13 protein-coding genes are annotated in these 15,660 nt (G+C 69.9%); 9 read left to right on the plus strand and 4 right to left on the minus strand.

Features of this window, described 5'->3' with window-relative positions; translation table 11 throughout:
• The first annotated feature begins 79 nt into the window (after window positions 1-79).
• The 7 genes from hemQ to hemL are packed head-to-tail and all read left to right on the plus strand — an operon-like array spanning window position 80 to window position 7,565.
• Entirely contained in the window at window positions 80-808 is a 729-nt protein-coding gene (gene hemQ / locus ABIB26_RS02625) for a hydrogen peroxide-dependent heme synthase (protein WP_354239331.1), read from the plus strand.
• Complete coding sequence (locus tag ABIB26_RS02630) at window positions 805-2,121, plus strand: ferrochelatase (protein WP_354239333.1); 1,317 nt, start codon at window positions 805-807, stop codon at window positions 2,119-2,121. Before hemQ ends, ABIB26_RS02630 begins: the two co-directional genes overlap by 4 nt.
• Window positions 2,118-3,116 carry a hydroxymethylbilane synthase gene (hemC, locus tag ABIB26_RS02635; RefSeq protein ID WP_354239335.1) on the plus strand — a complete coding sequence of 333 codons (999 nt, stop codon included), beginning with the start codon at window positions 2,118-2,120 and terminating at the stop codon, window positions 3,114-3,116. The genes ABIB26_RS02630 and hemC overlap by 4 nt, the downstream gene beginning before the upstream one ends.
• Window positions 3,117-3,136: 20 nt before the next feature.
• On the plus strand, window positions 3,137-4,102 hold the full coding sequence (locus tag ABIB26_RS02640; protein WP_354239337.1) for a uroporphyrinogen-III synthase: 966 nt from the start codon (window positions 3,137-3,139) through the stop codon (window positions 4,100-4,102).
• On the plus strand, window positions 4,099-5,079 hold the full coding sequence (gene hemB / locus ABIB26_RS02645) for a porphobilinogen synthase (protein WP_354239339.1): 981 nt from the start codon (window positions 4,099-4,101) through the stop codon (window positions 5,077-5,079). The genes ABIB26_RS02640 and hemB overlap by 4 nt, the downstream gene beginning before the upstream one ends.
• Complete coding sequence (locus ABIB26_RS02650; protein WP_354239341.1) at window positions 5,079-6,182, plus strand: LLM class flavin-dependent oxidoreductase; 1,104 nt, start codon at window positions 5,079-5,081, stop codon at window positions 6,180-6,182. Before hemB ends, ABIB26_RS02650 begins: the two co-directional genes overlap by 1 nt.
• Window positions 6,183-6,233: 51 nt before the next feature.
• A complete protein-coding gene (gene hemL / locus ABIB26_RS02655) occupies window positions 6,234-7,565 on the plus strand; it encodes a glutamate-1-semialdehyde 2,1-aminomutase (protein WP_354239342.1) in 1,332 nt (443 codons plus the stop codon).
• Between the two features lie 141 nt (window positions 7,566-7,706).
• On the opposite strand, the gene ABIB26_RS02660 is transcribed toward hemL, so the two are convergent.
• From ABIB26_RS02660 to ABIB26_RS02675, 4 genes are all read right to left on the minus strand, one after another.
• On the minus strand, window positions 7,707-8,549 hold the full coding sequence (locus ABIB26_RS02660; RefSeq protein WP_354239343.1) for a MetQ/NlpA family ABC transporter substrate-binding protein: 843 nt from the start codon (window positions 8,547-8,549) through the stop codon (window positions 7,707-7,709).
• Between the two features lie 194 nt (window positions 8,550-8,743).
• Window positions 8,744-9,415 carry a methionine ABC transporter permease gene (locus ABIB26_RS02665; protein ID WP_354239345.1) on the minus strand — a complete coding sequence of 224 codons (672 nt, stop codon included), beginning with the start codon at window positions 9,413-9,415 and terminating at the stop codon, window positions 8,744-8,746.
• Window positions 9,415-10,548 (minus strand): methionine ABC transporter ATP-binding protein, encoded by a 1,134-nt coding sequence (locus ABIB26_RS02670; RefSeq protein WP_354239347.1) that lies wholly within the window; start codon window positions 10,546-10,548, stop codon window positions 9,415-9,417. The genes ABIB26_RS02665 and ABIB26_RS02670 overlap by 1 nt, the downstream gene beginning before the upstream one ends.
• 396 nt (window positions 10,549-10,944) lie before the next feature.
• Window positions 10,945-11,655 (minus strand): 3'-5' exonuclease, encoded by a 711-nt coding sequence (locus ABIB26_RS02675; RefSeq protein ID WP_354239349.1) that lies wholly within the window; start codon window positions 11,653-11,655, stop codon window positions 10,945-10,947.
• A gap of 71 nt (window positions 11,656-11,726) precedes the next feature.
• Here ABIB26_RS02675 and ABIB26_RS02680 point away from each other — a divergent pair, with 71 nt between their 5' ends.
• Window positions 11,727-12,143, plus strand: coding sequence for an MGMT family protein (locus ABIB26_RS02680; RefSeq protein WP_354239351.1), 417 nt, complete (start codon window positions 11,727-11,729; stop codon window positions 12,141-12,143).
• Window positions 12,140-15,559: an ATP-dependent helicase gene (locus tag ABIB26_RS02685; RefSeq protein ID WP_354239353.1), complete on the plus strand. Its 3,420-nt coding sequence runs from the start codon at window positions 12,140-12,142 to the stop codon at window positions 15,557-15,559. The genes ABIB26_RS02680 and ABIB26_RS02685 overlap by 4 nt, the downstream gene beginning before the upstream one ends.
• Window positions 15,560-15,660: the final 101 nt, after the last annotated feature.

The raw sequence follows: 15,660 nt of genomic DNA on the forward strand, positions 1-15,660 counted from the left end.
CTGTGAATTCGAACACTTCTACGCGTTGTAGAAGTTCTCGGTTTCGACTTCATTGCGGCGAAGGGGCAGTATGGTATCCATGAGCCACACTTCTGCCGAATCTGTCACTAAAACCGGATCAGTCACCGAATCAGCAAGCGAAGAATCATCAGCCGAGCAGTTCTTTACGCTCTGGACGGTGTTCAAGCGCTCCGCCGACGTGCTCCGCAGCGGCGAGGCTGCCGAGGATTTCGACACCCTGATCGGGCGGCTGGCCGAGGCCGGCGTCGTCCACCGCGGCAGCTACGACGTCTCCGCCATGCGGGCGGATGCGGACATCATGGTCTGGCTGCACGGGCCCAAGCCGGAGGCCCTCCAGCGGGCGGTCCGGGACATCCGGCGCAGCAAGCTGTTCGCCGGTACCGAGATCGTCTGGTCCGCCATGGGTGTGCACCGTGAGGCGGAATTCGCCAAGAACCACACCCCCGCCTACTCCCGCGGCGTGGCACCGGCAGAGTGGCTCTGCGTCTACCCCTTCGTCCGGTCCTATGAGTGGTACCTGCTGCCCGACGCCGAGCGCGGCAAGATGCTCCGCGACCACGGCATGCTGGGCCGCGACTTCCCGCAGGTCATCTCCAACACGGTCTCCTCCTTCGCCCTGGGCGACTGGGAATGGATCCTCGGACTGGAAGCCCCCGACCTCGTGGACCTCGTGGACCTGATGCGCCACCTCCGGTCGACCGAAGCCCGCCACCATGTCCGGGAAGAAATCCCCTTCTACACCGGCCGCCGGGTCACCGCCGCCGAGGTTGCCGAGGTCCTTGCATGAGCCCGCTGGATCCCCTGGAATCCGACCTCGGGGTTACCGCCGTGAACACCGTCACCGAGGCCGGCCGGATGGCCCCCAAGGAGTACGACGCCGTGCTCCTCGCCTCCTTCGGCGGACCCGAAGGCCAGGAGGACGTCATCCCGTTCCTCCGCAATGTCACCCGCGGCCGCGGCATCCCGGACGAGCGGCTCGAAGAGGTCTCGCACCACTACCGGGCCAACGGCGGCATCAGCCCGATCAACCAGCAGAACCGCGAACTCAGGACCGGCATCGAAGCCGAACTTGCCGCCCGTGGGATCAAGCTGCCGGTGTTCTGGGGCAACCGCAACTGGGATCCCTACCTCCCGCAGACCCTCCAGGACATGTTCGACGCCGGGCACCGCAAGGTCCTCATGGTCACCACGAGTGCCTACTCCTGCTACTCCAGCTGCCGCCAGTACCGCGAGGACATCGGCATCGCGTTGACCGAAACCGGCCTCGACGGACAACTTGAGGTCGACAAGGTGCGCCAGTACTTCGACCACCCCGGTTTCGTGGAGCCCTTCATCGAGGGCACCGCTGCCGGCCTCGCCGACGTCCGCACCCGGCTCGCCGCGGCCGGCGCCCCGGACGCGCCGGTGCACATCCTGTTCGCGACGCACTCCATCCCCACCCGGGATGCCGAGGCCGCCGGGCGCTCCGAGGGCGAGCCCCGCCACTTCGAGGAGGGCTCCGCGTACGTCGCGCAGCACCTGGCCTCCGGCAGCGAGGTCATCCGCCGGGTGGAGGCCGAGACCGGCGACACCGCGCCGTGGTCCCTCGTCTACCAGTCCCGCTCCGGCGCCCCGCACGTACCGTGGCTCGAACCGGACATCAACGACGCCATCGAGGAGCTAGCCGGCCAGGGCGTCAAGGGCATCGTGATCGTGCCGCTGGGCTTCGTCAGCGACCACATGGAAGTGGTCTGGGACCTCGACACCGAGGCCCTGGAAACCTGCGCCAGGCTGGGCCTGGCCGCCACCCGCGTCGCCACCCCCGGGACGCACCGCAAGTTTGTCGCCGGAATCGTGGATCTGATCTGCGAGCGGACCGCCGCGAACAACATCGCCGAGCGGCTGCACCTGACCAAGCTCGGCCCCTGGTACGACGTCTGCCGCCCGGGCTGCTGCGCCAACTTCCGCGGCGAAAAGCCCACCATTGCCGGAGCCGACACCAGCGTCGGGACCGGCCACGATCCGCACGCGGCCGCACCTGTGGCTTCGGGCAGGGCCGAGGGCACAGCCGCGCCGGCTGCGGGCAGCTCCGCGCCGGCAGCGGGCCAGGGAACCCCGTGACCGTCCGGATCGGCACCCGCGCCAGCAAGCTGGCCCTCACCCAGACCCAGCAGACCGCCGACCAGTTGGCCGCCGTCGGCGGGTTCCCGGTGGAGCTGGTCCACATCCGGACCGAGGGTGACGTGCTCAAGGGCTCGCTGTCCCAGCTGGGCGGCACCGGCGTCTTTGTCGCCGCGCTGCGCGATGCCCTGCTGCAGGACAAATGCGACGTTGCGGTGCATTCGCTCAAGGACCTCCCCACCGGTCCCGCCCTCGGACTGAGCCTCGCGGCCACGCCGAAACGCGCCGACGTCCGGGACGTGCTGTGCGCCCGCGACGGACTCACGCTCGCCGGCCTGCCCGCCGGGGCCACGGTGGGCACCGGCTCCCCGCGCCGGGCAGCCCAGCTGCGCGCCGCGCGGCCGGACCTGGACATCCGGGACATCCGGGGCAATGTGGACACCCGCCTGGGCCGCGTGCCCGGTCTGCCGGGCAACACGAACGACGCCGTCGTGGCCGGCAAGTCCTGCGATCTCGACGCCGTCGTGCTCGCCGCCGCCGGACTGCACCGGATCGGCCGGCTGGACACGGTCAGCGAGTACCTTGAGACCGACGTCATGCTGCCTGCCGCGGGGCAGGGCTCGCTCGCGATCGAATGCCGCTCCGCCGATGCGCCGCGCAGGGCCGGGTCCACCGAAGGGTCCCAGGGCGTGCTGGCGCAAGCCCTCGCAGCCCTCGACGATCCGGACACCCGCCTCGCCGTCACAGCCGAACGCGCGCTGCTGGCCCGGCTGGAGGCCGGGTGCGCCGCCCCGGTGGGCGCCTACGCCTACCGCAAGGGCAGCATGCTGCACCTCGAGGCCGTGGTCTGCGCGGTTGACGGCACGGCAAGCATCCGCGACAAGAAGGCCACCGACGGTCTCACCGAGGTGGGGGCAACCCTGCTCGGGATCGAACTGGCAGAGGTCCTGCTGGCCCGCGGGGCCGCCGGCATCGCGGACCTGACCGCTTCCTGAACCGCGGAATCCATCGAATCATGGGACGGCAGAGCGGCAGCAACCACCCGGACACGCCACAAGACATGAGGGTGCCCGAGGGCGCCAGGGTTCTCGTCGCCCGCAGCCCTGACCGTACCGGGGAACTTGTCGCGGCCCTGCGCCGCGTCGGCGCCGACCCCGTGCTCCTGCCGCTGATCGACTTCGAACAGGCCAGCGACCAGCATTCCCTGGATGTCGCCTTCGACGCCCTGGGCGCCGGGGCCTACGCGTGGCTGGTGGTCAGCAGCGTGACCACCGTCCAGGCGCTCGAGGCCAAGGCGGCCGAACGCGGCGCCTCCCTCAGCAGCTGGCTGCCCGGCAGCGTCCTGGTCGCCACGATCGGCCCGGCCACCCGCCGTGTCCTGGAATCCCGGGGCATCAGCGTCGACCTTGCGCCCACGGGCCAGCAATCCGGAACGGGCCTGCTCGGCATCTGGCCCGCGAACCAGGGCAGCGTGCTCCTGCCCCAGGCGGACATTGCCGACCCCCGGCTCCGCAGGGGCCTCGAGGCCCGCGGCGCCGCGGTCCAGGCCGTCACGGCCTACAACACCGTCGATTACCCGGCCGACCCGCGCCGCGCCCTGCCCGCCTGCCAGCCGGCCTTGCCGCAGCCGGCTTTGCCGCAGACCGGTTCCGCCGGGCAGGACGCACCGGCGCCGGCCGTGCTTACCGCGGCCCAGGCGAAGGCCGAAATCCGTGCCGGCCGGCTGGATGCCGTCGTCGCCGCTTCCCCCAGTGCAGCCCGGCGCATCCACGCGGACCTTGCCCCGCTGGGGGCGTGCCGTTTCGTCGCCATCGGACGCTCGACGGCGGCCGAGGCCGAATCGCTCGGGCTCACCGTCGCGGCCGTCGCCCAGGACCCGACCGCCTCCGGCCTGGTGGCCGCCGTCGTCCGGTCCCTGGCAAGCCAGCCGTCCCCACCCCAACCGTCAGCCGCAGAGCCCCCAGCAAAGGACACCGAATGAGCTTTCCGACCCACCGTCCCCGCCGCCTCCGCACCACCCCGGCGATGCGCCGGCTGACGGCCGAATACCGGCTCTCGGCCGCGGAGCTCATCCTGCCCGCCTTCATCCGCGAAGGCCTCACCGAGCCGAACCCCATTGGCTCGATGCCCGGCGTGCAGCAGCACACCACCGATTCGCTCAAGCGTGCCGCCGCCGACGCCGTCCAGCTGGGCGTCGGCGGCATCATGCTGTTCGGGATCCCCGCAGAACGCGACGCCACCGGCACCGCCTCGCTGGACCCCGAGGGCGTGCTGAACAAGGCCATCCGCGACGTCCGGGCCGAGGTGGGCGACGAGCTCGTGATCATGAGCGACGTCTGCCTCGACGAATTCACCGACCACGGCCACTGCGGTGTCCTCGATGCCAACGGCTACGTGGACAACGATGCGACCCTGGAGATCTACGGCCGGATGGCGGTGGCGCAGGCCGAGGCCGGCGCCCACGTCCTGGGCCCTTCCGGCATGATGGACGGCCAGGTGGCCGTCATCCGGCAGGCGCTGGAGGAAGCCGGCCACGCCAACACCTCCGTCGTGGCCTACGCCGCCAAATACGCCTCCGCGTTCTATGGACCCTTCCGGGAAGCCGTCGACTCGCAGCTCAAGGGCGACCGCCGCACCTACCAGATGGACGCCGCCAACCGCCGCGAAGCGATCCTGGAGGTCGAACTGGACCTGGCCGAAGGCGCCGATATCGTGATGGTGAAGCCCGCCATGAGCTACCTCGACATCCTCGCCGACGTCGCCGCCATGAGCCCCCTGCCGGTCGCGGCCTACCAGATTTCCGGTGAGTACTCGATGATCGAGGCCGCGGCGGCGAACGGCTGGATCGACCGCCGGGCCGCCATCACCGAATCCGTCCTGGGCATCAAGCGCGCCGGGGCCAACATGGTCCTGACCTACTGGGCGAGCGAACTCGCCGGCTGGCTGAAGGAGTCCTGATGAGCACTTCGTTTGACCCGGCGGCCGGGGCGAACCCCACCGCTCCCATCGGACCGGACCGCATCCTGCTGGGACTGAACAGCTTCGGCGACGTCGGGGTCTTTCCGGACGGGCACCCCGTCCCGCACGCCCAGGTGCTGCGCCAGCTGCTGGAACAGGCCGAACTCGCGGACGAGGTGGGGCTGCATGCCTTCGGCGTGGGCGAGCACCACCGCCGCGACTTCGCGGTCTCCGCGCCCGAGGTCTTCCTCGCCGCCGCGGCCGCCCGGACCAGGAACATCAGGCTCGGCTCGGCCGTGACCGTACTCAGCTCCGATGACCCCATCCGGGTCTTCCAGCGCTTCGCCACCGTGGATGCCATCTCCAACGGCCGGGCCGAGGTCATGCTGGGCCGCGGCTCCTTCGTCGAGTCCTTCCCGCTGTTCGGCCTTGACCTGGCGGACTACGAGGTCCTGTTCGAGGAAAAGCTTGAGCTCTTCGACAAGGTCCGGGCGCAGGAACCCGTGCAGTGGGAGGGCCGCACCCGGCCCGCCATCAACGGGCTGAGTGTCTACCCGCCGCTGGAACACCGTCTGCTGCCGGCCTGGATCGGCGTCGGCGGGACCCCGGAATCGGTGCTGCGCTGCGCCGAGTACGGCTACCCGATCATCTTCGCCATCATCGGCGGCCAGCCGCGGTCCTTCGCGCCCCTCGCCGGCCTCTACCGCGAGGCGATGGCCAAGTACGGCCACCCGGTGCAGCAAATGGCCACCCATTCACCGGGCCACGTTGCCGCCACCGACGAGGAAGCACGGGAGGAGTTCTTCCCGCACTGGCTCCAGCAGCGGAACCGGATCGGGTCCGAGCGGGGCTGGGGCCCGGGCAACCGGGGCGAATTCGACGCGATGTGCACGCCGGAGGGCGCCCTGTACGTCGGCTCGCCGGAAACCGTCGCCGCGAAGATCGCCCTGCTCAAGAAGAACCTCGGCGTGGACCGCTTCGACCTCAAGTACAGCAACGGCACGCTGCCGCACGCCGCCATGATGCGGTCCATCGAACTGTTCGGCACCGAGGTGGCGCCCCGCGTGGCTGCCCTGCTCGCCGGGGCTTCCCCGGCCAGGTGAGAGCAGCCCAGTGACAGCAGCCCGGCAACAGAAACTGAAAGAATAGGAACCATGACTTCCAGCCACCCTCGCAATGAGGAACTCTTCGACCGCGCCCGCCAGCTGATGCCGGGCGGCGTCAACTCGCCCGTGCGCGCCTTCGGCTCCGTCGGCGGGACGCCGCGGTTCATGGTCTCCGCCAAGGGTCCGTACCTGACCGACGCCGACGGCGCCGAGTATGTGGACCTCGTCTGCTCCTGGGGCCCGGCGCTGCTGGGGCACGCCCACCCGGCCGTCCTGGCGGCGGTGCACGCCGCCGTCGACCGCGGGCTGTCCTTCGGCGCCTCGACGCCGGACGAGGCCAACCTCGCCGCGATCGTCAAGGAACGCGTCCCCGCCGCCGAGCGGGTCCGGATGGTGTCCACCGGCACCGAGGCGACCATGACTGCGGTCCGTCTGGCCCGCGGCTTCACCGGCCGCGACCTCATCATCAAGTTCGCCGGCTGCTACCACGGCCACCTTGACGGGCTCCTCGCGGCGGCCGGCTCCGGCGTCGCCACCCTGGCGCTGCCGGGGTCCGCCGGTGTCACGGCCGCGACCGCCGCGGAAACCCTCGTGCTGCCCTACAACGACCTCGACGCCGTCGAGGCCGCCTTCGCCAAGCACGGCGGGAACATTGCCGCCGTGATCACCGAGGCCGCGCCCGCGAACATGGGCGTCGTCACCCCGGGCGAGGGCTTCAACGCCGGCCTGTCCCGCATCACCAGCGAACACGGGGCGCTGCTGATCCTCGACGAGGTCCTGACCGGTTTCCGGACCGGCTACTCCGGCTACTGGGGCCTCACCGGCGGCGCGGCCGGCGCGGACCAGCCGTGGACCCCGGACCTGCTGACCTTCGGCAAGGTGATCGGCGGCGGCATGCCGACGGCGGCACTCGGCGGACGCGCGGACGTGATGGACTACCTCGCCCCGCTGGGCCCCGTCTACCAGGCGGGCACCCTCTCCGGTAACCCGGTGGCCATGGCCGCAGGGGTCGCGACCCTGACCCATGCAACCCCGGAGGTCTACTCCTTCGTGGACGCCCGCTCGCTGGAGCTCTCTTCAGCGCTGTCCTCGGCGCTGGACGCGGCCGGCGTGGACCACTCGATCCAGCGCGCCGGGAACCTGTTCTCGGTGGCCTTCGGCACGTCCGCCCACGGGGTCCACAACTACGCCGATGCGCAGGGCCAAGAGGTCTTCCGGTACGCGCCGTTCTTCCACTCCATGCTGGACTCCGGCGTCTACCTGCCCCCGTCGGTCTTCGAGGCCTGGTTCCTCTCCGCGGCGCACGACGACGCCGCGATGAACCGGATCTTCGACGCCCTGCCTGCCGCAGCAAAGGCCGCGGCGGCAGCGACGGCGTAGCCTCGGGGCGCCAGAGCCCGAAGGGTGCAAAGACCCAGCCGCCAGTTCCAGCGTCGCTCTTAACCAGCTATCTGTCTTAATCATCTATGGCACCCGCCGCGGCGGGTGCCATAGATGGTTAACGCTTCGGGGCCGGCTGGCCTAGAAGGCCGCGGTCACGTCTCCGTTGGGCCATTCCTTCTCAATGAAGGCCTTGACCTCGGGGGAGTGCAGGAGCTCGTCGAGCTTCTTGATCCGGACGTCGTCCTTGGAGTCCTCGCGCCAGGCCAGGAAGTTGGCGTAGGGGTTGTTGTCCGTGGATTCCACGGCCAGGGCGTTGTCGGTGCTGAGCCCGGCCTTGAGGATGAAGTTGCCGTTGATCAGGGCCAGGTCCACGGAGGGATCCTTGAGGTCGTTGATCAGCAGTTCCGGCTGGTTCTCGGAGAACTTCAGCTTCTTGGGGTTCTGCTCGTCCGTGAGGGTTAGCACGGAGGAGTCCTCCTTGATGTCCTTCACGAGGCCGGCGACCTGGAGGACCTTGAGGGCACGGACCTGGTTGGACGGGTCGTTCGTGATGGCAACCTTGGCGCCGTCCTGGATGTCCTTGATGTCCTTGACCTTTTCCGAGAAGGCGGCGTACGGCTCGATGTGGATGCCCGCACCGTGGCCGAACTTGTAGCCCTTGGTCTTTACCTGGTCCTCGAACCAGGGGAGGTGCTGGTAGTAGTTGGCGTCCAGGGAGCCGTCGCTCAGCGCGGTGTTGGGCGTCTGGTAATCCTCGATCTCCTTGATATCCAGCTTGAGGCCGGCCTTGGGAGCGAGTTCCTGGTTGACGAACTCCAGGATCTTCGCGTGCGGGACCGGGCTGGCTCCGACCTTGAGGGTGACGGGGTTGGCGGGGTCGAGGGTCTTGACCTCGGCGCTGGGGGTGGACGAACCACCGCAAGCCGTCAGCGCCAGGGCAGTGACAATGCCGGTGGCCAGAAGGGTGAGTGACTTACGCATCGGATGCGTTCCTTTCGAAATAGCTGGAATCACGACGTCGGCTGTGTTGCCGTTATGTCGCGGTCCGCGCAGATGCAGCGGGCGGCTACCCGCTGCAGGGGTGTTGGTCTATGGGAGAGGGCGGTCCGGCCGGTGCCGGGCTGGGCCCGTCCCGGCCGGGATGCCGGCGTCAGCGGTGGCTGGCGCCGGGCAGGTCAGCGGTGGTCGAGGCTGCGGGAGATCCGCTCGCCCACCAGCTGGATGATCTGGACCAGGACGACGATCAGCACGATGGTGACGAGCATGACCGTGACGTCGAAACGCTGGAAGCCGTAGTTGTAGGCCAGCTTGCCGAGGCCGCCGCCGCCCACCAACCCGGCCATGGCGGAATAGCCGACGAGGGTGACCACCGTGGTGGTGGCCGCTGCGACGAGGGCCGGCAGGGATTCACGCAGCATCACCTTGCTGATGACCTGCATGTTCGTGGAGCCCATCACCTGGGCCGCGTCGATCTTGCCATGGTGCACATCGCGCAGGCACACCTCCACGAGCCGGGCGAAGAACGGGATGGTGCCGATCGAGAGCGACACCGAAGCGGCCACCGGGCCGAGGCTGGTGCCGGTCAGGGCCCGGGCCAGCGGAATGAGGGCCACCATCAGAATGGCGAACGGGATGGACCGGGTGATGTTGACGATCACGTCGCTCAGGATCCTGTTGGTCACGGGCATCGGCCGGAGTCCGCCGGGAGCGGAGACATGCAGGAAGACGCCCAGCGGCAGGCCGATCAGCACGGTGAAGAAGGCCGAGATGCCGACCATCTGGAGGGTCTCCACGATCGCCTCGGGCAGGGCCTTGACCAGGACGGGGTTGCTGAAAATATCGTTCACTAGTTACCTCCCTCTTCCCCGCGGAGGAGAATAGCGTCCGGGTCCGCAGCGTCCGGCTTCTCGGCGTCCGGCTGCTCAGCGTCCGGCTTCTCAGCGTCCCGTGGCGCAGAATCCACAAAGTCAGGGTCTCCAGCCGGGGCGGGGGACGAGCGTTTCGCGGCGATGCCGCGCTCATGCAGGTAGCTGAGCACGGCGTCGAAGTCCGCGTTTTCCGCCAGCTGCACGCGCAGGTGGCCGAACTGCTGGCCGCCGAGGGTCTCGACGCTGCCGGCCAGGACATTGATGTCGATGTCGAAATGCCGGGCGACGCCCGTGAGCACGGGTTCCTTGGCACTGTCGCCGGAGAAGAGGATCTCCAGCACCGGCCCGCCCTGCAAGGCACCCGGCAGGGGCTCCGACGGCGGCAGCGGAAGCAGCGCGCGTGCCAGCTTGCTGTCCAGGTCGCCGGCCACGTCCCGCAGGGGGCCGTGTTCGATGATCCGGCCGTGCGAGAGCAGTGACACCGATTCGCAGACGCGCTTTACGACGTTCATCTCGTGCGTGATGATCAGCACGGTCAACTGCAGGCGACCGGTGAGCTCCTGGATCAGATCAAGGATCTCATTCGTTGTGGCGGGGTCCAGGGCGGAGGTGGGCTCGTCGCACAGGAGGACATCGGGGTCCGAGGCAAGGGCGCGGGCGATGCCGACGCGCTGGCGCTGGCCGCCGGAAAGCTGCGAGGGATAGGCGTCCTCGAAGCCCTCCAGACCCACGAGCCCCAGGAGCTCCTTGACCCGGCTCCGGACCTTGTCCTTCGGGGTCTTCACAAGTTCGAGCGGGTGGGCCACGTTACCGGCCGCGGTCCTGGAGTCCATCAGGTTGGCGTGCTGGAACACCATGCCGATGCGGCGGCGGGCAGCACGGATTTCCGAGTCCCTGACAGAACTGAGTTCGGTCCCGTCGATACTGACGGAGCCGGACGTCGGACGGTCCAGCAGGGTCAGGCAGCGCACCAGGGTGGACTTGCCGGCACCGGAATGCCCGATGATGCCGTGGATGGACCCCTTCGGCACCGAAAGCGTGACGCCGTCGAGGGCCACCACTTCCTTCTTGCCCTGCCGGTAGACCTTGCGAAGGTCGGTAACTGTGATCATTGATCCTCTGGCAATTAGGGATTGGGGTTTGGGGATTGGGCGCGACATAACACACGCACGCTTCTGAACTAAATTATGTCAGGGGTGCCATGTGGCATCCACTTTCGCGGGAAGTTCACTACAAGGCCCAGATCCATGTGGAATGTTCGGCCCTCCGGGCTTGCTTGCGGCCGCGGCAGCCTCCGGGCCGGGGCCGGCGGAATCCCCGCCCGGCTATCCTTGCCGGGCAGCGCCGCTTCGGGGCTGTGATCTCCGTCGCAGCGTGCCCAGCGTGCCCAGCGTGCCCAGCGTGCCCAGCGTGCCCAGCGTGCCCAGCGTGCCCAGCGTGCCCAGCGTGCCCAGCGTGCCGGCGCCGGAAGGCGGCTGACGGGTGGGAGTCCGGTCAGGATTCCCCGGTCAGAAGTCCCCGCGGCTGGCGTCTTCGGGCGGCAGCACCGGCCAGTCGCCCTCGATCACGGCGGCAGGCTTGGTCTTGCGCAGGTACGTCTGGAAGTCCGAGGCCTGGGCGGAGGCCCACTCGACCTGCAGCTGATGCAGATGGCTGGCCGGCATCCTGAGCTTCGGGAACTTCCCGGCCATGGCGTCGAGCATGCGCAGGGTGGCGAGCGCGTCCGCGGCGGAGGTGTGTGCGTTGTCCAGGCTGACGCCGTATTCCTCGCACAGGGCGGTGAGCGTGCGCTTGCCCTTGCGGTAGCGGTCCACCTGCTTGTTCATGATGTAGGGGTCCAGGACTGGGTAGCGGCTCAGCTGGGGGACGCCGTAGCGTGCAGATTCCGCGGCGAGCACGGTGAAGTCGTAGCTGGCGTTGAAGGCGATGACGGGCACGCCGGTGTCGAAGAGCTCCTGGAGCACGGCGGCGAGCTCCCGGGTCACGTCCGCGGCGGGACGGCCCTCGCTGCGGGCTTTCTCGGTGGTGACGCCGTGGATGTCGCTGGCCTCCGTCGGAATCTCCACCCCGGGATCCGCGAGCCACTCGTGCTCCGTTATGATCCCGCCGTCGGAATCCACGACGGTGACCGACGCCGTCACGATCCGGGCAGCGCGGGAGTCCCTGCCGGTGGTTTCCAGATCAAAGGCTGCGCGGGGGAGGGTGTTCCAGGTGCTCATGCCATAACGCTACCTGCTGCCCCCGACAGTAATGCGCCAACCCGGCCGGGCCGCGACGGTAGCCTTGAGTCATGCGGATGGAGTATGCGGAGGCGGTGCTGGAGGTGGTGGCATTGATTCCCGCAGGTGCGGCGGTGGCCTATGGCGACGTCGCCGAGCTCCTGGGATCCGGCGGCGCCCGGCAGATCGGCTCCGTCATGAGCCACCACGGCAGTTCGGTCCCCTGGTGGCGCGTCCTGAAGGCCAGCGGTGACGCCCCGCCGGGACATGCGCGCGAGGCACTGACGCTGTACCTGCTGGAAGGAACTCCGCTGCTGGGAAACTACGCGGAATATCTGCGCACCGGTGAGGGACGCTGGTGGGTGGACCTTCAGTCCGCCCGGTGGGCCCCGTCCGACGCCGAGTTCGATCGGATCGACGCCATCGCCGAGCGGCTGGAACGCTCCTTGCATAAACTGTCGGCCCCCGATGATGAAATGACGGCGTGAGCACTCCCAGCCCCCACCCTAATCAGAGAAGCAACCAGACAACCGGCCTCCGTCTCCTCCCGCCGCGCAAGCAGCACAGCGCCGTCCCGGCGCTCTCGCCGGACCAGCTCGCCGCCGTCGAGGTCCCGCACGGTTCCGGGCCCGTCCTCGTCCCGGGCGCGCCGGGGACCGGCAAATCCACGGTACTGGTGGAGGCCGCCGTCCGCCGGGCACAGCGCGACGGCGTGGACCCGGAACGGATGCTCATCCTGGCACCCGGACGGCTCGCCGCCGATTCGCTCCGGGACCAATTCACCGCACGGCTGGACCGTAGCCTGAGTACGACGCCGGCCCGCACCTGGGCGTCGTACGCCTTCGACCTGATCCGGCGCGCCAAGGCCGAGGGCATCCTGCCGCTGCCGCGGCCGCCGAAGCTGCTCTCCGGCCCGGAACAGGACCTGATCATCAAGGAACTGCTCGAAGGCCACGCGCAGCCGGGGCTCGAACTGCCCTGGCCGGAAGACCTCGGGCCCGCCCTGCAGACCCGGGGGTTCCGGCAGGAAGTCCGCCAGCTCTTTGACCGGATCATCGAATCCGGCCGGACGCCCGCGGACCTCGTGGTCCTCGCCCGCAGCTGCCACCGGCCCGACTGGATCGCCGCGGCCGGACTGTACGCCGAGTACCGCGACGTCCTGGACCTGCGCATGCCCGAAGCCTTCGACCCTGCCGGCATCATCACGGCCGCCCGCCAGATCTTCCAAGACGCCCCGGACTTCCTGGCCGCCGAACGCGACCGGCTCCAGCTGGTCCTGGTGGACGATATCCAGGAAGCGAACCCTGCCGTGTTCGAACTGCTCGCGGACATCGCCGCGGGCAAGGACGCCCTCGTCACCTCGTCCCCGGACACGGTGGTCCAGGGCTTCCGCGGCGCCCGCCCGGACCTCGTGGCCGAACTGCCCCACCTGCTCGCCCCCGCCGGCGGCACCGTCCTCGAGCGCCCGCTCTGGACCGCGCACCGTCACATGCCGGCAGTGGCGGATGCCTGGCTTTCGGTGGCCGGGCGCATCTCCCGCCGCGCGGGCGGTCAGTCGGCGCGCCGGCTCGAGCAGCCGCGCCGGGACGAGCAGCCGGGCCGGGACGAACCGCCGCGCCGGGACGCCCCCGCAGGTGCGGACGGTATCGGTGCCGACGGCGCGGCCGCCGGCAGCCCGGAAAATAGCAGTGCCGGCAGCGTCGAGGCGCACCTGCTGCCCTCCCCGGTGCACGAACTGCGCTATGTGGCGCAGCGGATCCTCGAGGCGCAGCTGAACGACGGCCGGGAACTGGGCGAGATCGCCGTGATCGTCCGCAACGGCGGCCAGCTCAGCCAGCTGCAGCGGTACCTCGCCGGCCAGGGCATCCCGGTCCGGATTCCGGTGGCCGAATCCGCCGTGCGCGACGAAGTCGCGGTCCGGCCCCTGCTCGATGCCTACACCGTCGTGCTGGACCCCGCCGTGCTGACCCCCGAGGCGGCCGTGTCGCTTCTGACGTCGCGGATCGGTGGCGCCACCTCGATCGAGCTGCGCAGGCTGCGCCAGTCGTTGCGGCGCGAGGAAATCCTCGGCGGTGGCGGGCGCACCAGCGACGCGCTCCTGGTCGAGGCCCTGCTGGAGCCGGGGGCGCTGGCCACGCTCGGCATCGAGGGGCACTCCGCGCGCCGGATCGCGCGGATGATCCTGGCCGGGCGTGTTGCCGCCCGGGCGCCCGGCGGCAACGCCGAAACCGTCCTCTGGGCTCTCTGGAACTCCACCGGGCTCGCTTCGCGCTGGACCGATGCGGCGCTGGCCGGCGGAGCCGCCGGAGCCCGCGCGGACCGCGACCTCGATGCCATGATGGCCTTGTTCCACACCGCCGAGCGTTTCGTGGACCAGCTTCCGGGATCCGGCCCCGAGCAGTTCCTGGAGTACCTGCTGAGCCAGGAACTGCCCATGGACACCCTGGCCGCGCGGGCGCAGCTGGAGGACGCCGTGGAACTCATGACCCCCGCCAGCGCCGCCGGACGGGAATGGCCGGTCGTGATCGTCCCGGGACTGCAGGAGGGCGTATGGCCCAACACCCGGCTCCGTGGCGAACTGCTCGGCAGCACCCTGTTCGCGGACGCCGTCGAACACGGGGTGGAGTACGCCCTGCAGCTGGACCCGCTCAGCCGGCTGCGGGAAATCCGCTACGACGAGCTCCGGAGCTTCTCCACGGCCGTGTCGCGGGCCCGGCAGGTGCTGATCTGCACCGCCGTCTCCTCCGAGGACGAGCAGCCCTCCTCATTCCTGGACTACGTCGCACCCCTGCACCCGGACCAGGACCGGCGCGGCTTCACTCCGGTGGAACGGCCCCTGACCCTGCGCGCCCTCGTGGCCGAACTGCGCCAGTATGCCCAGCTGGATGCGCCCGTGGCTGCCGAGGCCAGTTCGGTGCTGGGCGCCCTGGCCGCCGCGGAACCTCCCGTGCCCGGGGCGCATCCCGGAACCTGGTGGGGCCTGGCGCCGCTGTCCTCGGATGAGCCGGTGGTTCCGCCGGGAGGCACCGTCTACGTCTCACCCTCGAAGGTTGAAACCGTGCAGAAATCGCCCCTGGACTGGTTCGTCCAGGCCGCGGGCGGAGAGGCAGCCACCGACTTTGCCCGCAGCCTGGGAACCCTGGTGCACGCCATCGCCCAGGACTTTCCGGACGCCTCCGGCAGCGAATACGTGGCCGAACTCGTGCGCCGCTGGCCGGCGCTGGGGATGAAGGACAACTGGGAAGGCAAGCTGGACTTCCAGCGCGCCGAGTCCATGGTCCGGAAGCTGGCACAATACGTGCTGCTGATGCGCAGCGAGGGCCGCAGCCTGGTCGGCGTCGAACAGGACTTCGAGGTGAAGCTCCCCGACGTTGCGCCCCAGGCCCCGCCCGGCGTCGCCGGAAGCACCGGCGCGGGCGCGGGCGGCGACCCCGCCAGTGACCCCGACGGCGAGCCGTGGCCGGCCCGTCCGGCCGTGCTGCGCGGGCAGGTCGACCGGCTGGAGATCGACGCCGAGGGCCGGCTGGTGATCGTGGACCTCAAGACCGGGAAGCGGCAGCCGGGCAAAGCCGAGCTCGACCGCCACCCGCAGCTCGGCGCCTACCAGGCGGCCGTACTGGCCGGAGGTTTCGCCGGCCCCGACGACGGTCCGCCGCCGCTGCCGGGCGGCGCCGTCCTGGCCCAGCTCGGCACCGCCACCAAGAGCCCCGGAGTCCAGGCCCAGAAAGCGCTGGACCCGGCCGAGAACTGGGCGCTGGACATGGTCAGCGGCGCCGCCCGGGTGATGTCCGGCAACACCTTCGAGGCCCGTCACGACCCCGCCAAGGGCGGTCACGGCGGCCACGGCTGCCGGCTGCCGGAGGTCTGTCCACTGTGCGCGCGAGGAAAGCAGGTTACCGAATGACCGCCCAAGCAACACCGGCAACGCGTCCGGCGGCGCCTCCCGGGTCCCTTCCCAGTCCCACCGCTCTTCCCATCGCTCTTCCCGTCCCTAGGTTTAGCCCC

It is taken from the genome of Arthrobacter sp. UYEF20 (genome assembly GCF_040546335.1).
In the GTDB taxonomy this organism is placed as follows: Bacteria; Actinomycetota; Actinomycetes; order Actinomycetales; family Micrococcaceae; genus Arthrobacter.

Coding starts and splice junctions, on each gene's coding strand:
- hemQ (WP_354239331.1), top strand. CDS start 80: ATGAGCCACACTTCTGCCGAATCTGTCACTAAAACCGGATCAGTCACC.
- ABIB26_RS02630 (WP_354239333.1), top strand. CDS start 805: ATGAGCCCGCTGGATCCCCTGGAATCCGACCTCGGGGTTACCGCCGTG.
- ABIB26_RS02640 (WP_354239337.1), top strand. CDS start 3,137: ATGGGACGGCAGAGCGGCAGCAACCACCCGGACACGCCACAAGACATG.
- hemB (WP_354239339.1), top strand. CDS start 4,099: ATGAGCTTTCCGACCCACCGTCCCCGCCGCCTCCGCACCACCCCGGCG.
- ABIB26_RS02650 (WP_354239341.1), top strand. CDS start 5,079: ATGAGCACTTCGTTTGACCCGGCGGCCGGGGCGAACCCCACCGCTCCC.
- hemL (WP_354239342.1), top strand. CDS start 6,234: ATGACTTCCAGCCACCCTCGCAATGAGGAACTCTTCGACCGCGCCCGC.
- ABIB26_RS02660 (WP_354239343.1), bottom strand. CDS start 8,549: ATGCGTAAGTCACTCACCCTTCTGGCCACCGGCATTGTCACTGCCCTG.
- ABIB26_RS02670 (WP_354239347.1), bottom strand. CDS start 10,548: ATGATCACAGTTACCGACCTTCGCAAGGTCTACCGGCAGGGCAAGAAG.
- ABIB26_RS02675 (WP_354239349.1), bottom strand. CDS start 11,655: ATGAGCACCTGGAACACCCTCCCCCGCGCAGCCTTTGATCTGGAAACC.
- ABIB26_RS02680 (WP_354239351.1), top strand. CDS start 11,727: ATGCGGATGGAGTATGCGGAGGCGGTGCTGGAGGTGGTGGCATTGATT.